The sequence below is a fragment of the Nonomuraea sp. NPDC003560 genome, from assembly GCF_042878785.1.
GTDB lineage: Bacteria > Actinomycetota > Actinomycetes > Streptosporangiales > Streptosporangiaceae > Nonomuraea.
Genome location: NZ_JBIAOF010000004.1, coordinates 283,057 through 307,957, shown reverse-complemented (window position 1 = coordinate 307,957; position 24,901 = coordinate 283,057). Strand labels below are relative to the sequence as shown.

The 24,901-nt window shown below is 74.3% G+C and carries 22 protein-coding genes; 7 read left to right on the top strand and 15 right to left on the bottom strand.

Annotation, left to right across the window (positions count from 1 at the left end):
• Window positions 1-44 precede the first annotated feature (44 nt).
• The 6 genes from ACFYUV_RS17625 to ACFYUV_RS17600 all read right to left on the bottom strand — a co-directional run bounded on the left by ACFYUV_RS17625 (window position 45) and on the right by ACFYUV_RS17600 (window position 4,898).
• Complete coding sequence (locus tag ACFYUV_RS17625; RefSeq protein ID WP_358286019.1) at window positions 45-407, bottom strand: STAS domain-containing protein; 363 nt, start codon at window positions 405-407, stop codon at window positions 45-47.
• A gap of 174 nt (window positions 408-581) precedes the next feature.
• Window positions 582-2,036, bottom strand: a complete 1,455-nt coding sequence (locus tag ACFYUV_RS17620) for an MFS transporter (RefSeq protein WP_387669621.1) — start codon at window positions 2,034-2,036, stop codon at window positions 582-584.
• Window positions 2,037-2,149: 113 nt separating this feature from the next.
• Window positions 2,150-2,755 (bottom strand): TetR/AcrR family transcriptional regulator, encoded by a 606-nt coding sequence (locus ACFYUV_RS17615; protein WP_387669620.1) that lies wholly within the window; start codon window positions 2,753-2,755, stop codon window positions 2,150-2,152.
• Window positions 2,756-2,829: 74 nt separating this feature from the next.
• Complete coding sequence (locus ACFYUV_RS17610) at window positions 2,830-3,273, bottom strand: CBS domain-containing protein (RefSeq protein ID WP_358286027.1); 444 nt, start codon at window positions 3,271-3,273, stop codon at window positions 2,830-2,832.
• Between the two features lie 78 nt (window positions 3,274-3,351).
• Window positions 3,352-3,894: an RNA 2'-phosphotransferase gene (locus ACFYUV_RS17605; protein WP_387669619.1), complete on the bottom strand. Its 543-nt coding sequence runs from the start codon at window positions 3,892-3,894 to the stop codon at window positions 3,352-3,354.
• Between the two features lie 35 nt (window positions 3,895-3,929).
• Entirely contained in the window at window positions 3,930-4,898 is a 969-nt protein-coding gene (locus ACFYUV_RS17600; RefSeq protein WP_387669618.1) for an ArsR/SmtB family transcription factor, read from the bottom strand.
• A gap of 83 nt (window positions 4,899-4,981) precedes the next feature.
• On the opposite strand from ACFYUV_RS17600, the gene ACFYUV_RS17595 reads away from it, so the two are divergent.
• From ACFYUV_RS17595 to ACFYUV_RS17585, 3 genes are read left to right on the top strand one after another with little or no spacing between them, the layout of a single operon-like run.
• Window positions 4,982-6,199 carry an MFS transporter gene (locus ACFYUV_RS17595; protein ID WP_387669617.1) on the top strand — a complete coding sequence of 406 codons (1,218 nt, stop codon included), beginning with the start codon at window positions 4,982-4,984 and terminating at the stop codon, window positions 6,197-6,199.
• Window positions 6,196-6,735, top strand: coding sequence for a DUF892 family protein (locus ACFYUV_RS17590; RefSeq protein ID WP_352351383.1), 540 nt, complete (start codon window positions 6,196-6,198; stop codon window positions 6,733-6,735). Before ACFYUV_RS17595 ends, ACFYUV_RS17590 begins: the two co-directional genes overlap by 4 nt.
• Window positions 6,736-6,792: 57 nt before the next feature.
• Complete coding sequence (locus tag ACFYUV_RS17585; RefSeq protein ID WP_387669616.1) at window positions 6,793-9,729, top strand: FAD-binding and (Fe-S)-binding domain-containing protein; 2,937 nt, start codon at window positions 6,793-6,795, stop codon at window positions 9,727-9,729.
• Window positions 9,730-9,816: 87 nt separating this feature from the next.
• On the opposite strand, the gene ACFYUV_RS17580 is transcribed toward ACFYUV_RS17585, so the two are convergent.
• Genes ACFYUV_RS17580 through ACFYUV_RS17570 form a run of 3 tightly spaced genes read right to left on the bottom strand, consistent with a single transcriptional unit; the run spans window position 9,817 to window position 14,390 of the window.
• Complete coding sequence (locus ACFYUV_RS17580; RefSeq protein ID WP_387669615.1) at window positions 9,817-11,949, bottom strand: ATP-dependent RecD-like DNA helicase; 2,133 nt, start codon at window positions 11,947-11,949, stop codon at window positions 9,817-9,819.
• A gap of 34 nt (window positions 11,950-11,983) precedes the next feature.
• The gene (locus ACFYUV_RS17575) at window positions 11,984-13,240 is read right to left on the bottom strand and encodes an erythromycin esterase family protein (RefSeq protein WP_387669614.1); all 1,257 of its coding nucleotides are present in this window, start codon (window positions 13,238-13,240) and stop codon (window positions 11,984-11,986) included.
• Entirely contained in the window at window positions 13,233-14,390 is a 1,158-nt protein-coding gene (locus tag ACFYUV_RS17570) for an acetate/propionate family kinase (RefSeq protein ID WP_387669613.1), read from the bottom strand. Before ACFYUV_RS17570 ends, ACFYUV_RS17575 begins: the two co-directional genes overlap by 8 nt.
• Window positions 14,391-14,522: 132 nt before the next feature.
• Here ACFYUV_RS17570 and ACFYUV_RS17565 point away from each other — a divergent pair, with 132 nt between their 5' ends.
• The 4 genes from ACFYUV_RS17565 (at window position 14,523) to ACFYUV_RS17550 (ending at window position 18,560) form a co-directional block, all read left to right on the top strand.
• Complete coding sequence (locus ACFYUV_RS17565) at window positions 14,523-15,011, top strand: 2Fe-2S iron-sulfur cluster-binding protein (protein ID WP_357977060.1); 489 nt, start codon at window positions 14,523-14,525, stop codon at window positions 15,009-15,011.
• Complete coding sequence (locus tag ACFYUV_RS17560) at window positions 15,008-15,979, top strand: FAD binding domain-containing protein (RefSeq protein WP_387669612.1); 972 nt, start codon at window positions 15,008-15,010, stop codon at window positions 15,977-15,979. Before ACFYUV_RS17565 ends, ACFYUV_RS17560 begins: the two co-directional genes overlap by 4 nt.
• Complete coding sequence (locus ACFYUV_RS17555) at window positions 15,976-17,997, top strand: xanthine dehydrogenase family protein molybdopterin-binding subunit (protein ID WP_387669611.1); 2,022 nt, start codon at window positions 15,976-15,978, stop codon at window positions 17,995-17,997. The genes ACFYUV_RS17560 and ACFYUV_RS17555 overlap by 4 nt, the downstream gene beginning before the upstream one ends.
• A 65-nt stretch (window positions 17,998-18,062) precedes the next feature.
• On the top strand, window positions 18,063-18,560 hold the full coding sequence (locus tag ACFYUV_RS17550) for a DUF6328 family protein (protein ID WP_352327547.1): 498 nt from the start codon (window positions 18,063-18,065) through the stop codon (window positions 18,558-18,560).
• Here the strand turns inward: ACFYUV_RS17550 and ACFYUV_RS17545 are convergent.
• From ACFYUV_RS17545 to ACFYUV_RS17520, 6 genes are read right to left on the bottom strand one after another with little or no spacing between them, the layout of a single operon-like run.
• Window positions 18,512-18,865 carry a cation:proton antiporter gene (locus ACFYUV_RS17545; RefSeq protein ID WP_387669609.1) on the bottom strand — a complete coding sequence of 118 codons (354 nt, stop codon included), beginning with the start codon at window positions 18,863-18,865 and terminating at the stop codon, window positions 18,512-18,514. The two genes, ACFYUV_RS17550 and ACFYUV_RS17545, sit on opposite strands and share 49 nt — an antisense overlap.
• A 2-nt stretch (window positions 18,866-18,867) precedes the next feature.
• Window positions 18,868-19,128 (bottom strand): monovalent cation/H+ antiporter complex subunit F, encoded by a 261-nt coding sequence (locus ACFYUV_RS17540; RefSeq protein WP_352351365.1) that lies wholly within the window; start codon window positions 19,126-19,128, stop codon window positions 18,868-18,870.
• On the bottom strand, window positions 19,125-19,667 hold the full coding sequence (locus ACFYUV_RS17535; protein ID WP_387669608.1) for a Na+/H+ antiporter subunit E: 543 nt from the start codon (window positions 19,665-19,667) through the stop codon (window positions 19,125-19,127). The genes ACFYUV_RS17540 and ACFYUV_RS17535 overlap by 4 nt, the downstream gene beginning before the upstream one ends.
• Window positions 19,664-21,232, bottom strand: coding sequence for a Na+/H+ antiporter subunit D (locus ACFYUV_RS17530; RefSeq protein ID WP_387669607.1), 1,569 nt, complete (start codon window positions 21,230-21,232; stop codon window positions 19,664-19,666). The genes ACFYUV_RS17535 and ACFYUV_RS17530 overlap by 4 nt, the downstream gene beginning before the upstream one ends.
• Before the next feature lie 21 nt (window positions 21,233-21,253).
• Window positions 21,254-22,084 (bottom strand): Na(+)/H(+) antiporter subunit C, encoded by an 831-nt coding sequence (locus ACFYUV_RS17525; RefSeq protein WP_387669605.1) that lies wholly within the window; start codon window positions 22,082-22,084, stop codon window positions 21,254-21,256.
• Window positions 22,081-24,852 (bottom strand): Na+/H+ antiporter subunit A, encoded by a 2,772-nt coding sequence (locus ACFYUV_RS17520; RefSeq protein WP_387669604.1) that lies wholly within the window; start codon window positions 24,850-24,852, stop codon window positions 22,081-22,083. The genes ACFYUV_RS17525 and ACFYUV_RS17520 overlap by 4 nt, the downstream gene beginning before the upstream one ends.
• Window positions 24,853-24,901: the final 49 nt, after the last annotated feature.

The following is a 24,901-nucleotide window of genomic DNA, read 5'->3' as shown; positions in this document are numbered from 1 at the left end:
TGCTAGCCCCGAAGTTAGCCGAGAATGCCTCCGCGCGCCGCCCGTCACACGGAACGTTCCGCGGCGGCCCTGGCGGCGGCCACCGCCTCCTCGACGGTGTCGTGCACGGGGAGGTGCCCGAGCACCCCGGTGATGTCCAGCAGCCGGGCGGGCAGGGGTTGCACGGCGGCCAGGCGCACCGCGCCCGACCTCCTGAGCTGGTCGGTGGCGAAGGCCAGCAGGACGTGCAGGCCCGAGCTGTCCACGAACGGCACCCGGGCCAGGTCGAACACGACCTGGTGACCGGGCTCCGGACGATCTCGCAGGAAGCTCTCGAACTGGGCGCGGTTGGTGGCGTCGAGCTCGCCGGACACCACGATCACGGTGACGCCCGGCTGCTCCCGGCGCAGGAGCGTCAGCGGCGGCATCGCCGCTGCCCACCGCGCCTCGGGCGCGACGCGACCGGCGGCGGAGGGGCGCCACCCGGCGCCCGGTGATGACCGGCCCCGGCGCAGGCCGGGTGTGTCGAGAAGCCGCGTCCCGCGGGGGGCGGAGCAGTCACGCAAGCAGAATAGCCTCCCGGGGTCGCCGGGGACATCCCGTCAGTGACCGTGACCGTGACCGTGGCCGACGAACGCGCCCGCCGGCCTGCCGGGCGGGACGAGCCCGAGCGAGATCACCGCCGCCGCCCCCGCGACGACCGCGCACAGGACGAGCCCCGAGGTGAAGCCGCCGGCCCCCGCACCCGGCACCAGGCTGGACGCGGCGACCGTGGACACCACGGCCACCCCGATCGAGCCGCCCAGCTCGTGGAAGGTGTTGATCACCCCGGAGGCGACGCCGTTCTCGCCGGGCGGGACGTTGGCCATCGTCGTGGTGGTGGCGGTCACGAACGCCGGCCCGATCCCCACGGCGGCCAGCACGAAGCCCGGCACCAAGGTGGTGAACGCGCCCGCCTCGGGGGAGACCCGCGTCATCAGCGCCGCCCCCGCGGCGGTCAGCAGGAACGACGCCACGGCCACCGGCCGGCCCCCGACCTTGCCGATGAGGCGGCCGCCGAGGTGCGCGCCGAGCGTGATGGCGACGGCGACGGGCAGGAACGTGAGCCCGGTCCGCAGGGGGCTGTAGCCCAGGACGTGCTGCAGGTAGAGGGAGCTGAGGAAGAACAGGCCCAGCATCAGTCCGGTGGCGACCAGCATGACGAACGCGCCCGAGACGACGGGCCGCCTGGCCAGGGTCTCGACCCGCATGAGCGGCGCCCGTACCGACCGCTCGACCAGCACGAACGCGACATAGGACAGGGCGGCCCCGGCCAGCGGCAGCACGGTTCCCGCGGCGCCCCAGCCGCCGTCGCCGGCGGAGACCAGCCCGTAGATCAGCAGCGCGGTAGCCAGCGTGACGAGCAGCGCGCCCCCGACGTCGACCCGGCCGCCGCGCGGGGCCCCGTCCTCGACACCGTCCCTGACGCGGACGGGGACGACGCGGGGGACGGCGGCCAGCACCAGCAGACCGACGGGGACGTTCACGTAGAACACCCACGTCCAGCCGGGGCCGTCGGTCAGGACGCCGCCGAGCAGCACGCCGATCGCCGCGCCCGAGCCGCCGATGGCCGCCCACACGGCGAGCGCGCGGGCCCGGCGCTCGCCCTGGAAGACGGTGGTGACGACGGCCAGGGCCGCGGGGGACAGCAGCGCCGCGCCGACCCCCTGGACGGCCCGCCCGGCGATGAGCGTGCCGCCGTCGCCGGCCAGGCCGCAGACGAGCGAGGCCGCGGTGAACAGCGCCAGCCCGGCCAGCAGCGTGCGGCGGGGGCCGAGCGTGTCGGCGAGCCGCCCGCCGAGGACCATCAGGCCGCCGAAGCACAGCGTGTACGTGGTCACCACCCAGGTCAGCGCCTCCCGGTCGAGCGCGAGGTCGGCGCCGATGGTGGGCAGGGCCACCTGGACGACGGTGATGTCGATGATCAGCATGAACTGCGCCAGGCACAACAACGCCAGCACCGCCCAGCCCTTGCTCTGTGCGGGCGCGGCAGCCCGCGTCCCGACGTGATGACTCATCCCAGGTCTCCTTAACTTGTACACTGGTGTTCAAGTTAAGCACAACAAAACGGTACGCCGGTAGGGTGTCGCGGCGACACCGATCGGCTGGGAGGAGCCCTAAAGGGGAAGTGTCAGGCGGGGGAGGGGGGCATGAGGAGGGAGAGCATGGTGCGGGTCAGGACCGGCTCGACCTCCTCCGCGGCCAGACGGCCGGCCTCCCGTTCCTGGGCCGCGCTGTGGATGATCGCGAAGAACGTCGTCACCAGCCACTCCAGCGGCAGGTCGGTGCGGAAGTCGCCGTCGTCCTGGCCGCGGGCGATCAGGCGCTCCACCCGGCGCAGCGGGCGGTCGTGGTGCTCGCGGATGCGCTCGGTGGGCAGCACCCGGTCGGCGGCCACGAAGAGCCGCCGGTGGCGGTCGAGGATCTCCCACGACGAATGCAGCAGCCCGGTCATCGCCTCAGGCGCGGGAGCCGTGTCGAGGGCCTCGTCCTCCAGGACCGCGTCGGCCAGCCCGACGGTGTGGTCGAGGACGGCGTCCACCAGGGCCTCGCGGGAGGGGAAGTGCCCGTACAGGGTGACCCGGCCGACGCCCGCGGCCTTGGCGATCTCCGCCACGCTCGCGCCCGGGTCGTCGCTGAGCAGCCGCGTCCCGGCTTCCAGGATGGCGGCGATGTTGCGTTCGGCGTCGGCCCGCCGGGCGGGGACGGGCTGTCGGGCGGCGGCGGTCTTCCCCATGGGCCCCAGCCTACGACGCCCCCGGCCGGAGATCGCCGCTGCCCTCGGCGCGTCACCGGGCCCGGGGGAGGCGGTCAGAGGGCGAGCGCGTGATCCAGCAGGGACTGGAGGGTGACGGCTCCGGCGACCCGCCCGTCCTCCACGATCGCCACCAGCGGGCTGCGCGTGCGGGCCATGAGCGCCGCCAGTTCGAGCACCGTGGCCTTCATGTCCGCCACCGGCAGCTCGCGCGGCTGCTCGGGCAGGCACTCGCGGACGGTACGCGTGCCGAGCCGGCGCAGGAACAGGTCGGCGTGGGCCTCGTCCACCACCCGGGCCAGGGCCGGGTCGTCCTGGCAGTAGCGCGGCACGGCCAGCCGGAGCACCTGCGTGCCGGGGAGGATGCTGTGGGGGCGGCCGTCGTCGCCGATCACGATGAGGCCGGGCAGGTCGCGCTCGGCCAGCAGCCGGGCGGCGTCGAGCGCCGACATGTCGAGCGTGACCGCCGGGAACTCCGTGACGAGATCGCGTGCGCGCATGAGTGATCATCCTCCGGCCCACAGCCTAGCCAACCCCCCTCCCGCCCGGCGAAGGCCCCAGGCTCCCCGGCGGTGGGGTCAGGAGGGGAAACGCAGGTGGCCAGGTGGGACGTGGGCGGTGAGCCAGACGCCGTTGTCGCTGCGCAGGAAGACATGGCCGCCGGCGTGCATGTCCCCGGCGGCGACCGCCAGCACCACCGGCCTGCCCCTGCGCGCGCCCACCCGGACGGCGGTCTCCCGGTCGGGGGACAGGTGCACGTGGTGGCGGCTCATCGGCCGCAGGCCCTCCCGGCGGATGGCGTCCAGGTTGCGGGCCACCGTCCCGTGGTAGAGGTACGCGGGCGGCTCCACGGCGGGCAGGCCGAGCTCCACCGGCACCGAGTGGCCCTGGCTGGCGCGGATCCTGCCGTCCTCGATCGCGTAGCGCCGCTTGTCGTTGGTCTCCACGACCTGGTGCAGCTCGTCGGGGGTGATCGGGAAGCCGTGCGCCGCGGCGGCGGCGAGCAGGTCGTCGACGGCGACCCAGCCGGCCGCGTCGAGGGCGAGCCCGATGCGCTGCGGGTCGTGGCGCAGGTGCCGGGCCAGGTACTTGGAGATGCGGATCACGCGTCGTTCGTCCATGGGGTTCCCATGGTGGCAGCGACGGGCGGGCGCGGTCAGCTGGTTTGTGCCCGTACGAGGTCTTCGCCGACGGGCGTACGGCCGTAGAGGACCGAACGGCCCGCCCGCACGCGGCCGACCAGCCCCGCGTCGAGCAGCACCTTGAGATGGCGGCCCACCGAGCCCAGGCCCTGGCCGGTGAGCGCGACGAGCTGCGTGGTGCTCTTCGGGGTGTCCAGCAGCACCAGCACGCCCGCCCGCGCCCCGCCCAGCAGCCGGCCGAGCGCCTGCGGCGCGGGCGGCGGGCCGACGTCGGCCAGCGGCCCCGAGCACGGATAGACGATCGCGCAGCGGCGGGAGCCGTGCCAGCTCACCCAGCCCTGGCGCGGCGTGACCGGCACGAACATCAGCCGGGCGCCCGCCAGGTCCCGCGGCGGATGGTCGTAGGCGTTGATCTGCAGCCGTCCGTCGCCCAGCCAGCGCAGGCCGGGACGCATGCCGTCGAGAGCCGCCGCCCAGCCGCCCCGGCCCAGCCGCGCGGCGCGGGCGGTGACGTCGGCCTCGATGATCCGGCGGCGCCGCGGCCAGGCCGGCAGCACGGTCTCGCGCCACACCCACTCCAGCCGGGCGGCCATGCGCGCGGGCAGGTCGTCGCGGCGCAGCACGGCGGGCACCGGGCCGCCCAGCGACTCGACCAGGTCCGCGCGCGCCTGCTCGGGCGGGGTGTCGCGGACGCTCGCCACCTCTTCCTCGAAGGCCGCCTCGCCCTCTCCCTCGGGCGTGGGCGTGAGGAAGGTCGCGTTCCACGTACGGCCCAGCGCGGCGCGGACGAGCAGCGCCGTGACCGGGTCGGCGGCCTGCCCGGCGCGGTAGGCGGGCAGGTGGGCGGCCAGCCAGGCGTCCTCGCCGGGATGCGCGGCGACGGCGCGGTCCAGCGTCTTCAGCGCGGCGATCGTCTCGGCCAGCGGCGACAGGACGAACCGGCCGTCCGCGAGCGTGTCCGCGTCGACCTGCCAGAAGCCCACCACGTCCTCCTCGTCCCCGCGTTGTTTCGCGGGTGGGCGAAACAGTAACGCCTGCCGCCGCCGGTCGCGAAGACTGCCGTCCCATGCGCACGTACCGGGACCTGTTCGGCAGGTCCGGATTCACCCCGCTCTTCCTGGTCTCGTCCGGGCAGGTGGCCGGGCAGACGGTGAGCGGGCTCGCCCTCGGCACCCTCGTCTACGCCGACACCGGATCGCCGCTGCTGTCCGGGCTGGCCATGTTCGGCCCGGCGCTCGCCCAGGTGGTGGGCGCGGCCACGCTGCTGTCGGCGGCCGACCGGCTGCCGCCGCGGGCCGCCCTGACCGGGCTGGCGCTGGCGGCCGCGCTCGGCGCCGCCTTCCTGGCCGTGCCCGGCCTGCCCGTGTGGGGCATGCTCGCCGTCGTGCTGGCCTTCGGCGCGCTGTCCGCACTCGGCGGCGGCGTCCGGTACGGGCTGCTGAACGAGCTGCTCGACCGGGACGGATACCTGCTCGGCCGGTCGGTGCTCAACATGTCCTCCGGGATCGTGCAGATCGCCGGGTTCGGCGCGGGCGGCGTGCTGGTGACCGTCCTGTCGCCACGCGGGACGCTGCTCGTAGCGGCGGCCCTCCACCTGGCCGCCGCCCTGGCCGGGCTGGGGCTCGGACGGCGGCGGCCGCGCGCGTCCGGACGGCCCTCACCCGCCGAGACCTGGCGCGACAACGCCCGCCTGTGGTCCGATCGGCCGCGCCGGCACGTCTACCTCGCCCTCTGGCTGCCCAACGGCCTGATCGTCGGCTGCGAGTCGTTGTTCGTGCCGCTCGCGCCGGACCGGGCCGGGCTGCTGTTCGCCTGCGCCGCCGCCGGGATGCTCGCCGGTGACGTGCTGGTCGGCCGGTACATGCCGCCGCACCGGCGGGCGCGGCTGGTCACGCCGCTGTACCTGCTGCTCGCGCTGCCGTATCCGGTGTTCGTGGCCTACCCGTCGCCGGTGCTGGTCGCGCTCGCCTCGGCCGGGTTCGCCGCCACCCTGCTGCTCCAGGAGCGGCTCATGGCGCTGACGCCCCCCGAGCTGAGCGGGCACGCGCTCGGGCTGCACTCCTCCGGCATGGTCGCCATGCAGGGGCTGGCCGCCGCGCTCGCCGGCGCCCTGGCCGAGCACACCTCGCCCGGCGCGGCCATGGCCGTGCTGGCCGCGGCGTCGGCGGCGGTCACGCTCGCGCTGGCCCCCCGCCTGCGGTCCGCCCGTGTCGCAACCCCGGCGCAGGCTCCGGCGAAGTTACCGTTGACCAGGGGAAATCGCCGGGGGAAGGACACATCATGACGCAGACGGACGACTTCGTGCTCGACGTCACCAGGATCCGCGAGCAGGTGCGGCAGAAGATGGACGAGGGCCCGATCACGCAGACCTTCGGCCGCGACCCGGAGAAGGTCATCGAGATCCTCAACGACGTGATCGCCACCGAGGTGGTGTGCTGGCTCAGGTACACCAGGCACGCCATCTCGGCCAAGGGCATCGACCGCGCGCAGGTGGCGGCGGAGTTCACCGAGCACGCCAAGGAGGAGCTGGACCACGCGCTGCGCGCCGCCGAACGCGTCAGCCAGCTCGGCGGCGAGCCGGACTTCGACCCGGCCAAGCTCGTCCAGCGCTCGCACACCGACTACCAGGTGCCGGCCGACACCGACCTGAAGGCGCTGCTGGAGGCCAACCTGTGGGCCGAGCGCATCGTCATCTCCACCTACCAGGAGATCATCCGCTGGCTCGGCGAGGGCGACCCGACCACCCGCCGGCTCATGGAGTCGATCCTGGAAGAGGAGGAGGAGCACGCCGACGACCTCACCGACCTGCTCGGGGTCTAGAACCGGGCTTGGCCCGCCGTTGGGCGCACCGTGAGCGGGCCCGGGTAAGTGCCCGGCATGAAGAGCCTGGTCAACACGCCCGTCACGCACACGCCGCCGTCCCGCGAGATCGACGTCGAGACGCTGAGCCGCCGCCTCGCCGCGGCCGTGGACGGTGAGGTGCGCTTCGACCTGGGCAGCCGCGCCGCCTACGCGCGTGACGCCTCCAACTACCGGCAGGTCCCGATCGGCGTCGTCGTGCCGCGCGACCTGGACGCCGGGGTGGCGGCGGTGGCCGTGTGCCGGGCCAGGGACGTGCCCGTGCTCTCCCGCGGCGGCGGCACCAGCCTGGCCGGGCAGTGCTGCAACGCGGCGGTGGTGATCGACTGGTCCAAGCACTGCGGCGCGGTGGAGTCCGTGGACGCGGCGGGCCGCCGGGTCGTCGTCCAGGCGGGGGCCGTGCTCGACCAGGTGGACCACGAGCTGGCGCCGTACGGGCTGATGGTGGGGCCACGGCCGTCCAGCCATCGGGCCTGCACGATCGGCGGCATGATCGGCAACAACTCGTGCGGGGCCTCGGCGCAGGCGTACGGGAAGATGTCGCAGTCGGTGCTCCGGCTGGAGATCCTCACCTACGACGGCGTGCGCGCCTGGGTGGGGCCGACCAGCGACGCCGAGTACGACCGCATCCAGGCCCAGGGCGGCCGGCTGGCCGAGATCTACCGCCAGGTGCGCGACCTGCGCGACGAGACCATGGAACTGGTCCGCACCCGCTACCCCAGGCTGGAACGCCGCATCTCCGGCTACAACCTCGACCAGCTCCTGCCCGAGAACGGCTTCGACCTGGCCCGCGCCCTGACCGGCAGCGAGGGCACGCTGGTGACCGTGCTCCGCGCCGAGCTGTGCGTCGTGCCGTCCCCGCCGGCCAGGGCGCTGGCCGTGCTCGGCTTCGAGGACGTCTTCACCGCCGCCGACGCCGTCCCGGCCGTGGCCCGGCACGCGCCGATCGCGCTGGAGGCCATGGACGAGACCATGTACCGGCTGGCCAAGCGGGAGCACCCCGGCGACCCGGCGCTCCAGGACCTGCCCGAGGGCGGCGGCTGGCTGCTGGTGCAGTTCGGCGGGGACACGCCCGAGCAGGCGCGCGAGCGGGCCGAGACGATGATGCGCGACGTGGGGGAGCGGGCCGAGGCGCCCACGCCCACGCACGCCTTCCTCGGCGACCCGGCCAGGGAGGACCGGCTGTGGCGGTGGCGGGAGTCGGGGCTCGGCGTGGAGGCCTACCCGCCGACCGGCCGCCAGACCTACGAGGGCTGGTCGGACGCGGCCGTGCCGCCCGAGCGGCTGGGCGCCTACCTGCGCGACTACGAGCGGCTGCTGCGCGCGCACGACTACCAGGACTCCGCCCTGTACGGCCACTTCGGCCAGGGCTGCGTGCACGGCCGGCTGCCGCTCGACCTGCACACCGACGACGGCGTCGCCCGCTACCGCGCCTTCGCCAGGGAGGCCGCCGAGCTGGTCGCCTCCTACGGCGGCTCGCTGTCCGGCGAGCACGGCGACGGCCAGGCGCTGGCCGAGCTGCTGCCGGTCATGTTCGGCCAGGAGATGGTGGAGGTGTTCGGCCGCTTCAAGGCCATCTTCGACCCGCGCGACCGGATGAACCCGGGCAAGGTCGTCCACCCCCGCCACCTCGACCAGAACCTGGCCCAGCACCGCTTCTACCCGCACGAGCCGCGCCAGACGTTCTTCCAGTACCCCAACGACCACGGACGTTTCGGGCACGCCGCCACCCGCTGCGTCGGCACCGGGACCTGCCGCAAGCACACCTTCGAGGGCGGCGTCATGTGCCCCAGCTACCGGGTGACCCGCGAGGAGGAGCACTCCACGCGCGGACGGGCCCGCCTGCTGGAGGAGATGGTGCGCGGCGACGTCATCACCGACGGCTGGCGGTCGGCCGCCGTGCGCGACGCGCTCGACCTGTGCCTGTCGTGCAAGGGCTGCCGCTCCGAATGCCCGGTGAACGTGGACATGGCCACCTACAAGGCCGAGTTCCTCGCCCACCACTACCGGCGCCGCGTCCGGCCGCGCGCCCACTACTCGATGGGCTGGCTGCCGGTGTGGGCCGCGCTCGCCTCGGCCGCGCCCGGCCTGGTCAACGCGGTCAACTCGGCGCCCGGACTGTCGCGGCTGGTCAAGGCCGTCGCGGGGATCACGCCGGAGCGCGAGCTGCCGAGGTTCGCCCGGCAGCGGTTCACCGACTGGTTCAGGCGGCGTCCCCGGAGCGGGCCCGGCACGCGGGGGCGGGTGGTGTTGTGGGCCGACACGTTCACCGACCACTTCGACCCGCACATCGGGCGGGCCGCCGTGGACGTGCTGGAGGCGGCGGGGTTCGAGGTGGTGGTGCCGCCGGTGACGCTGTGCTGCGGGCTGACCTGGATCAGCACCGGGCAGCTCGGGATGGCCCGGCGGGTGCTGGCGCGGACGGTCGGGGCGCTCGCCCCCTGGGCCGAGGCCGGGGTGCCGGTGGTCGGCCTGGAGCCGAGCTGCGCCGCCGTGTTCCGCTCCGACGGGCCCGAACTGCTCAACACGGCCGAGACGCGGCTGCTGGCGGAGCGGTTCCTGACGCTGGCCGAGCTGCTGGAGACGCGCGCCGCCGACTGGCGGCCGGCCACGACCGGCGGGCAGGCGATCGCGCAGGTGCACTGCCACCAGAGCGCGATCATGGGCTACGACGCCGACCGGGCCGTGCTCGACCGCTTCGGCATCCGGACCAGCGTGCTCGACTCCGGCTGTTGCGGGCAGGCCGGCAACTTCGGGTTCGAGCGGGGGCACCACGAGGTGTCGCAGGCGTGCGCCGAGCAGGGGCTCTGGCCGGCCGTACGGTCGGCGGGGCCGGGGGAGGAGCTGCTCGCCGACGGCTTCTCCTGCCGTACCCAGATCGCCGCCGCCGGCACCGGACGCCAGGGCCGCCACCTGGCCGAACTCCTCGCCACGACCCTCGCCCGCCAGGACTGACCGGGCCCGTCCCCATCACGGCCCCTCACGGCCCCGGCCGGGCCCGTCCCCATCACGGCCCGATCACGGTCCCGGCCGGGGCCGGGGTCAGGCCGAGAGGCTTTGGGACAGGCGGCGGGGCAGGCCGGTGTTGCGGGGGCGGCCCACCCGGTGGACGGCCAGCTCCAGCGCCTCGCGCTGCCCCACCAGCACGACCCACGCCTTGGCCCGGGTCACCAGCGTGTACAGCAGCTTGCGCCGCAACATGATCCCGCCCGCCTCGGCCACGATCGGCGCCACCACGAACGGGTACTCGCTGCCCTGCGAGCGGTGCACGCTGATCGCGTAGGCGTGGGTGAGGTCGTCGAGCTCGCCGAACCCGTACTGGACGGTCTCGCCGTCGTCGGTGCGGACCTCGACCACGCGGTCCTGCGGCAGCACGGCGGTGACCGTGGCGGTCTCCCCGTTGAAGACGCCCTTGTCGTAGTTGTTGCGGATGGGCATGACCCGGTCGCCCACCCGGAACACCGACGCCCCCGACCAGTGCTCGGGCTTGTCGTCGGCCGCCGGGTTGAGGCGGTCCTGGAGCAGCCGGCCCAGCGTGACCGCGCCCGTCTCGCCCTTGCGCATCGGGCACAGCACCTGCACCTGCTCGGGCGGCACGCCCTGCTTGCGGGGGATCGCCTCCATGGCCAGATGGGCCACCCGCTCGGCCACCCGCGCCGGATCGTCGAGCTCCTCGAACCAGAACCCGCCGCGCCCCGGCGTCGCCGGCATGCGGCCGGCCCGGATGAGGTGGGCGGCCTCGACGATGCCGCTGCCGCTCGCCTGGCGGAAGACGTGGGTGAGCCGCACCCGCGGGATCGCCTCCACGCGCAGCAGGTCGGCCAGCACGTCGCCGGCGCCGATGCTGGGAAGCTGGTCGCTGTCGCCGATGAGCAGCAGATGGCTGCCCGGCTGGACGGCCGCCGTGAGCCGGGTGGCGAGGTGGAGGTCGAGCATCGACGCCTCGTCGACCACGATCAGGTCGGCCTGCGCGGGCGCCTCCTCGAACAGCGTGGACGGGTCGGGGTCGGGCTGGTGGGCGAGCATGCGGTGGATGGTCATGGCGGGCATGCCGGTCAGCTCCGACAGGCGTTTGGCCGCCTTGCCGGTGGGGGCCGTGAGCGTGACCGAGCCGCCCGACGCCCTGACCGTGGCGGCCACGGCCCTGACCGTGTGGCTCTTGCCGCAGCCGGGCCCGCCGGTGATGATCGAGACGGTGCAGGTCAGCGCCATGTTGACGGCCGCGCGCTGGTCGTCGTGGAGGGTCTCGTCCTCGCGGAAGGAGCGCAGCGGCAGCGTGGAGCGGGCCCGCAGGAGCCGGGTGAGCTGCTCGGTGAGCTGCCGCTCGCGGGCGTGCACGTGTTTGGCGTAGGCCACCGCCCGCCCCGGCTGCTCGTCGTCGGCCTCGACCACCACCCGCCGCTCGGCCACCAGCGCGTCGATCATCGGCCCGACCGCCTCGGGGTCGAGCTCGATCAGCTCGGCCGCCCGCGCCACCAGATGGGGCACCGGCACGAAGCAGTGGCCGTCGCGCACCGCCGCCGACTCCAGCCGGTCGAGCAGCGCCGCCTTGATCCGCTGCGGGCTGCGCTCGGGCACCCCCCGCTGCAGCGCGATGCGGTCGGCGACGCGGAAGGCGATGCCCCTGACCCGGCCGATCAGCCGGTAGGGGTCGGTGGCCAGGACCTCCTCGGCCTCGCCGCCGAACACCTGGTGGATCTTGGCCGCGAGCAGCGGGCTGACGCCCAGCCCCTGCAACGTCACCATCAGCGCGGCGATGGCCTTCTGCTCCTGCCACGCCTGGACGATCTGCGCCTGCCGCAGCGGCCCGATGTTGACGACCTCGGTCAGCCGCCCCGGCTCGGCGTCGATGACCTTGAGCGTCTCCTCGCCGAAGTGGTCGACGATCGCGTACGCCAGCCGCGGCCCGATGCCGCGGATCAGCCCCGACCCCAAATAGACGCGGATCGCCCGGACCGTGGCGGGCACCACCCGCTCGCACCCGGCCACCGCGAACCGCCTGCCGTGGCGCGCGTGGTGGCTCCAGTCGCCGGTCAGCCGGAGCGTCTCGCCGGGCTGCGCGCCCGACAGCGCCCGGCCGGTGGCCACGAAGTCGGGCACGCCCTCGGCGCTCATGCGCGCGACGGTGTATTCGTCGTCCCTGACGTAGACGAGCTGCTCGACCGAGGCCTCCACAGCAGCGATCAAACCATCTGCCACCGACAGTCCGTCACATGGCGCTGGGATAGGTCTCCGGCTCGACGTCGTCCCACGGCTCGGCGTGCAGCGGGTGCAGGGCCTCGGTGACGTCCAGCCAGATGAAGGCGTCGTAGCGGTCGCCGAGCGCGGTGGGCACGTAATTGCCCCACTTCTCGCGCTCCGGCCGGTAGACGACGCCGATCGCGCGGTGGTCCAGCGGCTGGTCGAACCAGCGCGGACGGGGCCGCCGGGGCGTCACGAACAGGGCGCGCTCGCCGCCGAGCGCGTCGTGCAGCAGAGCTTCCAGCGATCCGGGCCGGGCCGGCGGGACGGGCATGACGTGCGCCCGCGTGCCCCAGCTCGCCCCGGCCACGACCGTCCCCCGGTAGCCGCCGAAGCCGACCAGGACGACGTCCTCGCCGTGCCGCTCGCGGGCCAGCTGGCCGAGGTTGGTCATGCCGGCGGCGGCCATGTCGGTGGCGCGGGCGTCGCCGACGTGCGTGTTGTGCGCCCACACCACGCCCTTGGCCCCGTAGAAGGCGGTCAGCCGGTCCAGGGTGTCGGCCATGTGCACGTCCCTGACGTTCCACGAATCGGGGCCGCCGCCGACCATGGTCCGGTAGTAGTTCTCGGCCCCGGCCACGACCTCGGCGTTCTGCCGGGCCTCGAAGCCGTCCTCGTCGGCGGGCGCGGCCGCCACGACCGCCCTGAGCAGCTCCACGACCTCGGTCTCGCAGGAGTCAGGGACCAGGCGGGTCTCCAGGCCGTACCGCTGCGGGTCGTGGCCGTAGGACTCGAAGCAGTACAGGGCCTCCATCACCGTGCCGAGCTGGTCGGGCAGGTGGTCGGCGGCGTAGCGGCGCACGGCGCGCAGGGACTCCCAGAGGCTGTAGACGTCGAGGCCGTGGAAGCCGACGCGCTCGCCCGGCGGCAGGGCCGCGTTCCAGCGGCGCAGCCAGCGGCAGAACTCGGCGACCTCCTCGTTGGCCCACATGAACGCGGGCCAGCGCTGGTAGGCGTACAGGGCGTCGAAGGGGTCCTCGCCGTCGCGGGTGACCGCGCGGTGGACGCGCTCGCAGTCGGGCCAGTCGCCCTCGACGGCGACGAACCCGAAGCCCTTCTCGGCGATCAGGCGGCGGGTGAGCGCGGCTCGCCAGGTGTAGAAGTCGTGGGTGCCGTGACTGGCCTCGCCGATCAGCACGAGACCGGCCTCGCCGACGCGGTCGAGCAGCGGGTCGAGATCCTGCTCGCCCGACAGCCGCAGCGCCGAGCGGGTGACGTCATCCATAGCCGTCCTCCTCTGCCGGCCGGAAGACGCCCAGGCATTCGCGGGCGAGCTGGAGCTCCTCGCGCACCTGGACGACCAGGACGGGCACGGCGGCGCCCGGCCCGCTGACCGGGCCGTCGTCGTGCCGGTTGCCGGACTCGGGCGGCTCGACGCCGAGCAGCCCGAGACGGCGGCAGACCGCCTCGCGCACCTCCGGCTGGTCCCAGCCGATCTCGCCGGTGAACACCAGGGCGTCGATCCTGGACAGCGACGTGGCGGCGGCGGCGATCTCCCGGCTCACCCGGTGGCAGAACACCTCCAGGGCCAGGGCGGCCTCGGCGTCGCCGGCGCGTTCGGCCTCGACCAGCTCGCGGGTGTCGCCCGAGCGGCCGCCGGACAGCCCGAGCAGCCCGGACCGGCGTTGCAGGCCCTCGCCCAGCTCGTCGGCCGACAGGTGGCCCTGCGACAGCAGCCACATCAGCATCCCGGGATCGACGCTGCCCGAGCGTTTGCTCATCGGGACGCCGTCCAGCGGGGTGAACCCCATCGAGGTGTCCAGGCTGCGCCCGCCAGACACCGCGCACACCGACGAGCCGCCGCCGAGGTGGGTCAGCACCAGCTCCAGGTCGGCGAGCGGCCGGCCGAGCAGCTCGGCCACCCGGTCGGCGGTCCAGGCGTAGGACAGGCCGTGGAAGCCGTAGCGGCGCAGTCCGTATTGGTCGCGCCACTCGCGCGGCAGGGCGTAGACCGCGGCGGCGTCGGGCAGGCCGGCGTGGAAGGCCGTGTCGGGGCAGAGCACGTGCGGCACGGCGGGAAGCTGCTCGCGGGCCGCCTCCAGCAGCGCCAGCGCGGGCGGCAGGTGCAGCGGCGCCAGGCTCACGACGCCGCGCAGCGCCTCGACGGTCTCGTCGTCGGCGAGCGTGGGCGCGCGGACGACGTCGCCGCCGTGCACCAGCCGGTGCGCCACCGCGCGGATGTCGCGGTCGAAGTGGCCGCCGAGGAACGCCGCCAGCTCCTCGCGCGCCGAGCCCGGGTCCGCGGCCCGCTCGGCGTGCGCGCTGTCCAGCACGCAGCCGCCCTGCACGAGGTCGAGACGCAGGCTCGACGAGCCCGCGTTGACGGTGAGCACCGCCTCGGACTCCGCCACCTGCTCGTCGAACGCTCGCCCCATGCACCCCTCCGCGGCCCGATCCTCTCCCCGGCTACCCGCCGCCCGCGCCCCGACACCTGGACCCCGTCACCTTTACCCCGAGATGTCCGAGCCCGTGGTTGCCTCCGGCGGTGGCCGGGTAGGCGAGCGCCTATGGACATCACCCTGCAGGTGAACGGCGTGCCGCACACCGTGGCCGTCGACCCCAGGATCTCCTTGCTCGACCTGCTGCGCGAACGGCTCGGCCTGACCGGCTCCAAGAAGGGCTGCGACCACGGCCAGTGCGGCGCGTGCACGGTGCTCATCGACGGCCGCCGGGCCAACTCCTGCCTGGCGCTGGCCGTGGCGGTGGACGGCAGCGAGATCGTCACCGTGGAGGGGCTGGCCTCGGGCGAGCAGCTGCATCCGCTGCAGGCCGCGTTCATCGAGCACGACGCCTTCCAGTGCGGCTACTGCACGCCCGGCCAGCTCTGCTCGGCGGTCGGCATGCTGGGCGAGCCCGGTCCGAGCGCCGTCACCGCCGACCTCCTCCTCGACCCGGCCCTGACGCCCGAGGAGATCAGGGAACGCATGAGCGGCAACCTGTGCCGGTGCGGCGCCTATCCCGGCATCGTGGCCGCGATCGGCGAGGTGGCCCGGTGAAGCCGTTCGACTACGTCCGCGCCCAGAGCCCGTCCGACGCGGTCGGCCGGTACGGCCCCGGCACGATGTACCTGGGCGGCGGCACCAACCTGGTCGACCTCATGCGCCTCGGCGTGGCCGCCCCCGACCACCTCGTGGACGTCAGCCGCCTGCCGCTGGACGCCGTCGAGCCCGTACGCGACCGGCTGCGGATCGGCGCGGCCGTGCGCAACAGCGACCTGGCGGCCGACCCGCTCGTCCGCGCCCGCTACCCGATGCTCGCCAGGGCCGTGCTGTCCGGCGCCTCCGGCCAGGTCAGGAACATGGCCACGGTGGCCGGCAACCTGCTGCAACGCACCCGCTGCCCCTACTTCCAGGACGTCACCAGGCCGTGCAACAAGCGCGAGCCCGGCACCGGCTGCCCCGCGATCGAGGGCGACCACGGCAACCTGGCCGTGCTCGGCGCCTCCGACGCCTGCGTGGCCACCCACCCCTCGGACATGGCCGTGGCGCTGGCCGCGCTCGACGCCGAGGTGCACGTCACCGGCCCGGCCGGCGACCGGATCATCCCCATGCCCGGCCTGCACCGCCTGCCCGGCGACGAGCCCGAGCGCGACACCGTGCTCGAACCCGGCATGCTGATCACCGCCGTCGAGCTGCCCGCGCCGCCGCCCGGCGCCTCCCTCTACCGCAAGGTGCGCGAGCGGGCCTCGTTCGCGTTCGCGCTGGTGTCCATCGCCGCCGTGCTCGACGTGCGCTGGGACGGCGTGGTCACCGGCTGCCGCATCGCGCTCGGCGGCGTGGCCCACGCGCCCTGGCGGGCCGAACGCGCCGAACGGGAGATCATCGGCGGTCCCGCCACGGGGGAGGCGTACCTGCGGGCCGCCGAGGCCGAGCTCGACCAGGCCCGCCCGCTGCCGCGCAACGCGTACAAGCTGCCGCTGGCGCGCAACCTGATCGTCCGCACGCTGGAGGAGCTGACGCCGTGAACCGCATCGAGGGGCGCGTCAAGGTCACGGGGCTGGCCACGTACGCCGCCGAGTACCCGGTCGAAGGCGTCGCCTACTGCTACCCGGTGCAGTCCACGGTCGCCAGGGGCCAGGTGACCGGGGTGGACGCCGGGCCGGCGCTGGCCATGCCGGGCGTGCTCGCCGTGCTGTCCGTCGAGGACCCGCCCGACCTGGCCGAGGACGCCGACCCCGAGCTGGCGCTGTTCCGCTCCCGGGACGTCGTCTACCGGGGCCAGCTCGTGGCCGCCGTCGTCGCCGGCACCTACGACCAGGCCCGCGCCGCCGCCGACGCCGTCCATGTCGCCTACGAACCGCAGGCCCACGACGTGCGCCTGCGCGCCGACCACCCGGACCTCTACCGGCCCGAGAAGGTCAACCCGAACCTGCCGCCCGACACCGGCAAGGGCGACGTGGAGGCCGGGCTGGCCGCCGCCGCGTCCGCCGTGGACGTGACGTACACGACGCCGCCCCTGCACAACAACGCGATGGAGCCGCACGCCGCGGTGGCCGTGTGGGCCGACGACGGCCGGCTGCTGGTCTACGACTCGACCCAGGGCACCAGCGGCGACCGGGACAGCATCGCCAAGACCCTCGGCCTGCCCGCCGAGCGGGTGCGCGTGGTGTCCAGGCACGTCGGCGGCGGCTTCGGCTCCAAGGGCACCACCAGGCCGAACGCCGTGCTCGCCGCCCTGGCCGCCCGGGCCGCCGGCCGTCCGGTCAAGGTCGTCTTCACCCGGCAGCAGATGTTCGACCTCACCGGCTACCGCACGCCCACCGTCCAGCGGCTGCGGCTCGGCGCGGACGCCGACGGCCGGCTCACCGCGGTCGAGCACACGGCGTACGTGCAGACCAGCAGGATCGTCGAGTTCGCCGAGCAGGCCGCCACCCCCGGCCGCGTCATGTACGCCACGCCCGCGCTGCGCACCGCGCACCGGCTCGTCCGCCTCGACGTCGCCACCCCGTCCTGGATGCGCGCCCCCGGCGAGTGCCCCGGCATGTACGCCCTGGAGTCGGCGATGGACGAGCTGGCCGAGGCGGCCGGGATCGACCCCGTCGAGCTGCGCATCCGCAACGAGCCCACGACCGAGCCGGACGGCGGGCTGCCGTTCAGCTCCCGCAGCCTGGTGACCTGCCTGCGCGAGGGCGCCCGCCGCTTCGGCTGGGACCGCCGCGACCCGGCGCCCGGCGTCCGGCGCGAGGGGGAGTGGCTGGTCGGCACCGGCGTGGCCGCCTCCACCTACCCGGCCAGACGCGGCCCTTCGCAGGCCACCGCGACCGTGCGCGACGGCGACTTCGTCATCCGGGTGGCCGCCGCCGACATCGGCACCGGCGCCCGGACCGTGCTCACCAGGATCGCGGCCGACTGCCTCGGCGTCGCCCCCGACCGGGTGCACGTCGAGCTCGGCGACAGCGACCTGCCGAAGGCCCCCGTCGCGGGCGGCTCGATGGGCACGGCGTCGTGGGGCTCGGCCGTCGTACGGGCCTGCGAGGCGCTGCGGGCCGACGGCGGCGAGGGGACCGCCGACACCACCGAGGAGGTCAAGGCGGACGAGGAGCTGGCCAGGCACGCCTTCGGCGCCCAGTTCGCCGAGGTCAGGGTCAGCTCCGTGACGGGCGAGATCCGCCTGTCGCGCCTGCTCGGCGTGTTCGCCGCCGGCCGCATCCTGGACGCCAGGCTGGCCCGGTCGCAGTTCGTCGGCGGCATGACCATGGGCATGGGGATGGCGCTGATGGAGGAGACGCTGACCGACGACGAGTTCGGCGGCTTCCTGCACCGCGACCTGGCCCAGTACCACGTGCCGGCCTGCGCCGACGTGCCGGCGATCGAGGCCGTCTGGATCGACGAGCAGGACGGCCTGCTCAACCCGATGGGCTCCAAGGGCATCGGCGAGATCGGCATCGTGGGCACCGCCGCCGCGATCGGCAACGCCGTTCACCACGCCACCGGCCGGCGGGTGCGCGACCTGCCCATCACCCCCGCCAAGATCCTCAGCTGACCCCGCCATCCATGTTTCGACCGGCCTCCGCCAAGGAAGAGGGGAACATCCAACAAGGAGGCCGAGTGAAGAACGAGTCGCACGAGGAACGCGCCGACCGCAACTTCGTCGAACTGCTGCAGGGCGCCCGCGTCGCGGTGACCGGCGTGCAGGTGCTGTTCGCGTTCCTGCTGACCGTCCCCTTCTCACCCGGCTTCGTCAAGCTGGACCAGACCGACCGCTGGCTCTACTTCGCCGCGCTGGTCAGCGCCGCCGTCGCGTCGATCTGCTACATCGCGCCGACCGCCCAGCACCGCGTGCTGTTCCGGCAGGGCCACAAGGAGAGGCTGGTACGCCGGTCCAACACCTACGGCCTGTTAGGAGCGCTCGCCCTGGTGGTGTCGATGACCACGGCCACCATGCTGGTGATCGACTACCTGTTCCACTCCACCCTGGCCTGGGTCACCGCCGGCATCCTGGCCGGGCTGGCCGCCTGGACCTGGTTCGGCCAGCCCGCCCTCGACCGCAGGGGCGATCAGTCCTCCTCCGAGGGCGGCATCTCGGTCTCGTCCCGCGACGACTGACGCGAGTAGGCCGCCCGCCCCACCATGTACGCCGCCACCGACACGGTGATCACCTGCGAGGCCCCCACGATCAGCAGCGGCCCGGCGTTCCACCAGGTGGGCCGGTGCAGCCACATCGCGGCCAGCACCAGCAGCACGCCGAGCACCTGCGGCTTGGTGCCGGCGTGCATCCGGTCGAGCGTCGTGCGGAAGCGCACCAGCCCGGCGCCCGCCGACAACGCCAGCACGGCCCCGAGCACCAGGCAGACCGCCGCCGCGATCTCCATCACGCTGCCCATCACGCTGCCCATCACGCTGTCCGTCACGCTCACCCCGACCGCCCCGGGAAGAACCGGGCCAGCGACACCGAGCCCACGAACCCCAGCAACGACAGCACCTGGAGCACCGGCAGGTCGGAGTAGTCGTCCCTGACCACCGCGAACAGCCCGACCGCGCACATCGCCAGCGACGTCAGCACGTCGAGGGCGACCGCGCGGTCCAGCATCGACGGCCCGCGCCCCACCCGCCACAACGCCGCCGCCGCCCCGCCGCCCAGCAGCGCGATCGTCACCAGGTACACCGCGCTCACCGCAGCTCCTCCCGGTCCGCGCGGGTGCCGAACGCGGCCACGATGCGCGACTCCAGCGCGGCCAGGTCCCTGCGGACCGCGTCCGGGACGCCCTCCCCGGCCAGCCCCAGCACGTGCAGCATCAGCTCTCTCCTGTCCATGTACGCCTCCACCACCAGGCTCCCCGGCATCGTGGACAACGCCACCATGATCATCACGGTCATCGACTCCGACGACGTGCGCAGCCGCACCAGGACCAGCTGCGTGGGCGGATCGCCGGGCCGCACCACCCACGCCACCACCCGCACGGTCGAGAGCAGCATGTCCCACCCGAACCACAGCAGGAACCGCGCCAGCGGCAGCGGCCGCACCCTGATCCCCGGGTCCAGGACGGGCAGCGGCAGCAGCCACGTCACCACCAGCGCGGTCGCCAGGCCGCCCAGCACGTTCCCCGCCGACAGCTCGCCCCACAGCGTCACCCACACCAGCGTCAGCCACGCCACCAGCGGCAGCGGCACCCGCCGGCCGAACAGCCGCGGCGCGAGCACGCCGCCGCTCACCGCCGCGTCCCCAGCACGGCGGTGATGTACGTCTGCCGCTCGCTCAGCTCCGTGGCCACCCGCTGCGTCAGCGCCGCCAGCGGCCCGGCCAGCACCGTGAACGACAGCCCCAGCGCCACCAGCGCCGCCGTCGCGCCCAGCAGCACGGGCGGCAGCGCCGTCGTCGTCACCACCGGCTCCTCACCCGTCGCCTCCTCGCTCTCCATCACCTGGCCCAGCCGCTCCTCGCGCGGCGCGCGCCAGAACGCCTTGCCCCACGTCTTGGCGATCGCGTACAGCGTCAGCAGGCTCGTCAGCAGCCCGCCCGCCACCAGCACGAGCGCCGCCGGGCCGCCCTTGTCCAGGCCCGCCTGCACCAGCAGCAGCTTGCCCAGGAATCCCGACATCGGCGGGATGCCCGACAGGTTCATCGCGGGCACGAAGAACAGCACGCCCAGCACCGGCGCGGTCCTCATCAGCCCGCCCAGCCGGTTGACCGACGTGGTGCCGGTGCGCCGCTCGATCAGCCCCGTCACCAGGAACAGGCTCGTCTGCACGGTGATGTGGTGGACGATGTAGAACACCGCGCCCGCCAGTCCCGCCACCGTCGACAGCGCCACCCCGAACACCATGTAGCCGATGTGGCTGACCAGCGTGAAGGACAACATGCGCTTGATGTCGGTCTGCGCCACCGCGCCCAGCACGCCGGCCAGCATCGTGGCCAGCGCCACCGCCATCAGCAGCGTGGAGACCGGCCCGCCGGGGAACAGCAGCGCCTCCAGCCGGATGATCGCGTACACGCCGACCTTCGTGAGCAGCCCGGCGAACACGGCCGTGGCCGGCGCGGGCGCGGTCGGGTAGGAGTCCGGCAGCCACGCCGACACCGGGAAGATCGCCGCCTTGATCGCGAACGCCAGCAGCAGCGTCAGCTCGACCAGCAGCTTGACCTGCGCGGGCAGCGTGCCGAAGCGCTCGGCGAGCTGCGCCATCGACAACGTGCCCGTCGCGCCGTAGGTCACCGCCAGCGCGATCAGGAACAACATCGACGACGCCAGCGCCATCAGCGTGTACGTGGCCCCCGCCCGCATCCTGGACTCGGTCCCGCCGAAGGTCAGCAGCACGTACGAGCCGCTCAGCAGCATCTCGAACGCGACGAACAGGTTGAACAGGTCACCGGACAGGAACGCGTCCGCCACGCCCGCCACCATGACCAGGAACGCCGGATGGAAGATCGCCATCGGCGCGTCGTGCTCGGCCTCGTCGTAGGCGTTGGCGATCGAGTACACCATCACGCAGAGCGTCACCGCCGACGACACCACCAGCACCAGCGTCGAGAGCCGGTCGGCCACCAGGCAGATCCCGACCGGCGAGGCCCAGCCGCCCAGCTCGGTCACCAGCGGGCCCTGCGTGTCGGCGTGCGCGAGCAGCAGCACCGACACCGCCAGCGAGATGCCCAGCGTGGTGAGGCTGATGGCCGACTGCAGGTGCCGCAGCCGGCCGCCGATCGCCAGCTTGATCCCGGCCGCCAGCAGCGGCAGCAGCACCGGCACGCACACCAGCCCGCGCAGCTCGACCAGGTCACCCACGGGCCCCGCCCCTGCCTGCCACTAGTCGTCGCCCTCCAGTTCGGGGTCGTTGGCGAGCGCCTGGCGGGCCCGCTCCTCGCGGATGGCCGAGCGCATCTGCCTGCGGGCGTCGCGCTGCCTGGCCTTGATCCGCTGGCGCAGCTCCCTCTCGCCGGCCGCCTGCTCGGCCCGCCGCCGGGTGTGCTCGCGGCGCAGCTCGTCGATGCGCTCGGCGTTGTCGCCGGCCGTGGCCTCCTCGTCCGGCACGTCCCGCTGCCCGGCCTCCTCGAAGCCGCGTTGCAGCTCCTCCTCCGACAGCCCTTCGGCCATCCGGGTGCGCATCCACTCCTCCAGCTCGGTGTGCACGCGGGCGATCCGCCGTTCCAGGTCGGCCTCCTGCAGCCGCTCCCGCTCGGCCTGCTCGGCCTCCAGCCGGGCCAGCTCCGCCCGCTGCTCCACGACCAGCCGCCGGTAGGCGTCCTGGCGGGTGCGCAGGGCGTGGCTCAGCTCGCCGCGCCTGGCCCGCAGCCGCACGCGCCGGTCCTCGGTGTCGTCCTGGACCTCGTCGCTGCCGGTGAGCTGCCACGACCGGTGCACCATGGCCAGCACGAACGCCGTCACGCCCAGGGTGATCACGATGGCGGTGAGCACCATCGCCTGCGGCAGCGGATCGGCCATGTCCGCCACCGGCGTGCTGCCCAGGATGGGCGGCCCGCCGGCGTTCCCGCCCGCGGTGACGATCAGCAGGTTCACGCCGTTGCCCAGCACGACCACCCCGGCCAGCACCCGCACCAGGCTCCGCTCCAGCAGCAGCGTCACACCGGTCGTGATCATCACGCAGCAGCACAGGAACGGCGCCAGGGAGATCGTCACGCGCTCTCCTCCGCCTCGATCTGCCGGTCCAGCTCGGCGCCGAGGCCGCGCAGCACGTCCTGGACCATGCCGGTGACCGAGACGTACACGCCGAGGTCGAACAGCAGGCCCGTGGACACGTGCAGGCTGCCGACCAGCGGCAGGTGCACGTCGGCCGCCAGCATGTCCAGCGCCGCCCGCCCGAACAGCAGCCCGGCCAGCGCCGTGCCGGTCGACAGGGTCAGCCCGGCGCCCATCAGCACGCCTGCGTGCACAGGGACCGCCGCGGCCAGCTCGTACCGGCCGCCGGCCAGGTAGCGCACGGTGATCGCCAGCCCGGCCACGATGCCGCCGGCGAACCCGCCGCCGACCCCGCTGTGCCCGACGAACAGCAGGAACACCGAGAGCACCAGCACCGTGTGGAAGGTCAGCCGGGCCGCCACCTCGAAGGCCACGGCCCGCTGGCCGCGCGGCAGCGTCGAGGACAACCAGTGCGTGCGCTCGGCGGGCACCCGGCCGCGGTCGTCCCGCTCGATCTCGTACGTCCGGCGCCGCAGGAACACCAGGCTCGTCACGCCCAGCGTCAGCACGACCAGCACCGTGCTCTCGCCCATCGTGTCCCAGGCGCGGATGTCCAGGATGATCGCGCTGACGATGTTGCGCGCCCCCGCCTCGCGCGCCGCGGCGGGCATCAGCGACCCGACGGCCCAGGTGCTCCGCGCGCTGGTGGCCAGCATTCCCGCCCCGGTCACCACCACCCCCACGGCCAGCCCGAGCCCGAACCGGAACAGCCGCGGCAGCCGCGCCCTGACCGGGGTCACCGGCAGCCGCCGCAGCACCAGGGCGAACACCACCAGGGCCAGCGTCTCGGCCAGGAACTGGGTCAGCGCCAGGTCGGGCGAGCCGTGCGCGAGGAACAGCAGCGCGGTGCCGTACCCGATGACGCCGACGACCACGGCCAGCAGGATGTAGGCGCGGGCGAACAGCGCCAGCGCCGCCGACGCGGTGATCAGGACCGCCAGCACCGGCTGCTCCACGCGCTCCCAGGCGACGACCGGCACGTCCAGGTGCGGCACGCCGCCGTAGGCGACGGCGAACACGCCGACGCCGGTCGTGGCGGCCAGCGTGAGCAGCAGGTAGTCGGGCAGCGAACCGCGCTGGACGAAGCCCGTGGCCTGGACGGCGAACCGGTCCAGCCGGCGGACGAGCGACCAGAAGAGCTGCGTCGAGTCCAGCACGTGCAGCGCCGCGCCCGCCCTGGCCACCGGTTCCCTGGCCAGGAACAGCAGCACCCCGGCCGCCAGCGCCACGGCCGACAGCAGCAGCGCGGGGGACAGGCCGGCCCAGATCGCCAGGTGCGTGGCGTGGCCAGGCTCGCGGAAGGTGCCGGTGTAGCCCGACATCGCGCCGCCGTACCAGGAGGCGAAGGGCGCCAGCGCCAGGCCGAGCACCGCCAGCAGCGCGGCGGGCGCGAACATGGCCGCCGCCGTCCGGTGCGCCGGCGTGACCGGCACGCCGGGCTTGGCGGCGAAGGCCCCCCACAGGAACCGCAGCGTGTACGCCGCCGTCAGCGCCGACCCCGCCACCACCCCCGCCAGCACGAGCGGCCGGTCCAGCAGCGACTCCAGCGCCGCCTCCTTGCCGGCGAACCCCGCGAACGGCGGCAGCCCCGCCATCGACGCCCCCGCCAGCACCGCGGCCGCGCACACCCAGGGCATCGACCGGCCGACCCCGCTCAGCTCGCGCAGCTCACGGGTGCCGGTCGCATGGTCGACGACGCCCACGACCAGGAACAGCGCGGCCTTGAACAGCGCGTGCGCGGCCAGCATGCCCACCCCGGCCAGCGCCGCGCCCCGGGTGCCCGAGCCGAACAGCGTGATCAGGAAACCGAGCTGGCTGACCGTGCCGTAGGCCAGCAGCCGCTTCAGGTCCGTCTCGCGCAGCGCCCGCCAGCCGCCCAGCAGCATCGTCAGCACGCCGAGCGGCACCGCGACCGCCCGCCACAGCGGCACGTCCCCGAACGCCGGCCCGAGCCTGGCCACCAGGTACACCCCGGCCTTGACCATGGCCGCCGCGTGCAGGTACGCCGACACCGGCGTCGGCGCCGCCATCGCGGCCGGCAGCCACGTGCTGAACGGGAAGATCGCCGACTTCGACAGCGCCCCGGCCAGCACCAGCACCAGCCCGGCGGCCAGCGGGCCCGCCTGCGGCGGCCGGGCGACGACCCCCGACAGCGCGTACGTGCCCGCCGCCTGCCCGACCACCACGAACCCGGCCAGCATCGCCAGCCCGCCCAGTGTGGTCACCGTCAGCGCCTTCATCGCGGCCCGCCGGCCCGCCCGGCTCTCCGGGTCGTAGCCGATCAGCAGGTAGGAGAAGACGGTGGTCAGCTCCCAGAAGACGTACAGCAGGAGCAGGTTGTCGGCCGTGACCAGCCCCAGCATCGACCCGGCGAAGGCGGCCATCGCGCCGCCGTAGCGGCCCAGCCCGTCGTCGCCGGCCGGGAAGTAGCGCACGCTGTAGACCAGGACCAGCACGCCCACGCCGGTGACCAGCGCCATCATCAGCAGGGTCAGCGAGTCGGCCCGGAAGGACAGCTCCAGCCCGAGCGCGGGCGCCCAGCGGGTGTCCTCCCGCGCCGGCAGCCCCCGCACCCCCAGCCACACCGTGTACGCGAAACCGGCGCCGGGCGCCACGGCCAGCAGCAGGAAGGAGGCCCGTCCCATGCGCCGGGCCAGCCAGGGAGCGCAGACCGCCGCGAGCGCGTGCAGGACCAGCAGCGACTCCATGGGCTCCTCGGGCGGGAATTTCCGGCTACGTCCGCCCAATCTCTCCCGC

Excerpts from the sequence above, each read along its gene's own strand:
- ACFYUV_RS17625 (WP_358286019.1), bottom strand. The coding sequence starts at position 407 with ATGCCGCCGCTGACGCTCCTGCGCCGGGAGCAGCCGGGCGTCACCGTG.
- ACFYUV_RS17620 (WP_387669621.1), bottom strand. The coding sequence starts at position 2,036 with ATGAGTCATCACGTCGGGACGCGGGCTGCCGCGCCCGCACAGAGCAAG.
- ACFYUV_RS17615 (WP_387669620.1), bottom strand. The coding sequence starts at position 2,755 with ATGGGGAAGACCGCCGCCGCCCGACAGCCCGTCCCCGCCCGGCGGGCC.
- ACFYUV_RS17610 (WP_358286027.1), bottom strand. The coding sequence starts at position 3,273 with ATGCGCGCACGCGATCTCGTCACGGAGTTCCCGGCGGTCACGCTCGAC.
- ACFYUV_RS17605 (WP_387669619.1), bottom strand. The coding sequence starts at position 3,894 with ATGGACGAACGACGCGTGATCCGCATCTCCAAGTACCTGGCCCGGCAC.
- ACFYUV_RS17595 (WP_387669617.1), top strand. The coding sequence starts at position 4,982 with ATGCGCACGTACCGGGACCTGTTCGGCAGGTCCGGATTCACCCCGCTC.
- ACFYUV_RS17590 (WP_352351383.1), top strand. The coding sequence starts at position 6,196 with ATGACGCAGACGGACGACTTCGTGCTCGACGTCACCAGGATCCGCGAG.
- ACFYUV_RS17585 (WP_387669616.1), top strand. The coding sequence starts at position 6,793 with ATGAAGAGCCTGGTCAACACGCCCGTCACGCACACGCCGCCGTCCCGC.
- ACFYUV_RS17575 (WP_387669614.1), bottom strand. The coding sequence starts at position 13,240 with ATGGATGACGTCACCCGCTCGGCGCTGCGGCTGTCGGGCGAGCAGGAT.
- ACFYUV_RS17570 (WP_387669613.1), bottom strand. The coding sequence starts at position 14,390 with ATGGGGCGAGCGTTCGACGAGCAGGTGGCGGAGTCCGAGGCGGTGCTC.
- ACFYUV_RS17565 (WP_357977060.1), top strand. The coding sequence starts at position 14,523 with ATGGACATCACCCTGCAGGTGAACGGCGTGCCGCACACCGTGGCCGTC.
- ACFYUV_RS17520 (WP_387669604.1), bottom strand. The coding sequence starts at position 24,852 with ATGGAGTCGCTGCTGGTCCTGCACGCGCTCGCGGCGGTCTGCGCTCCC.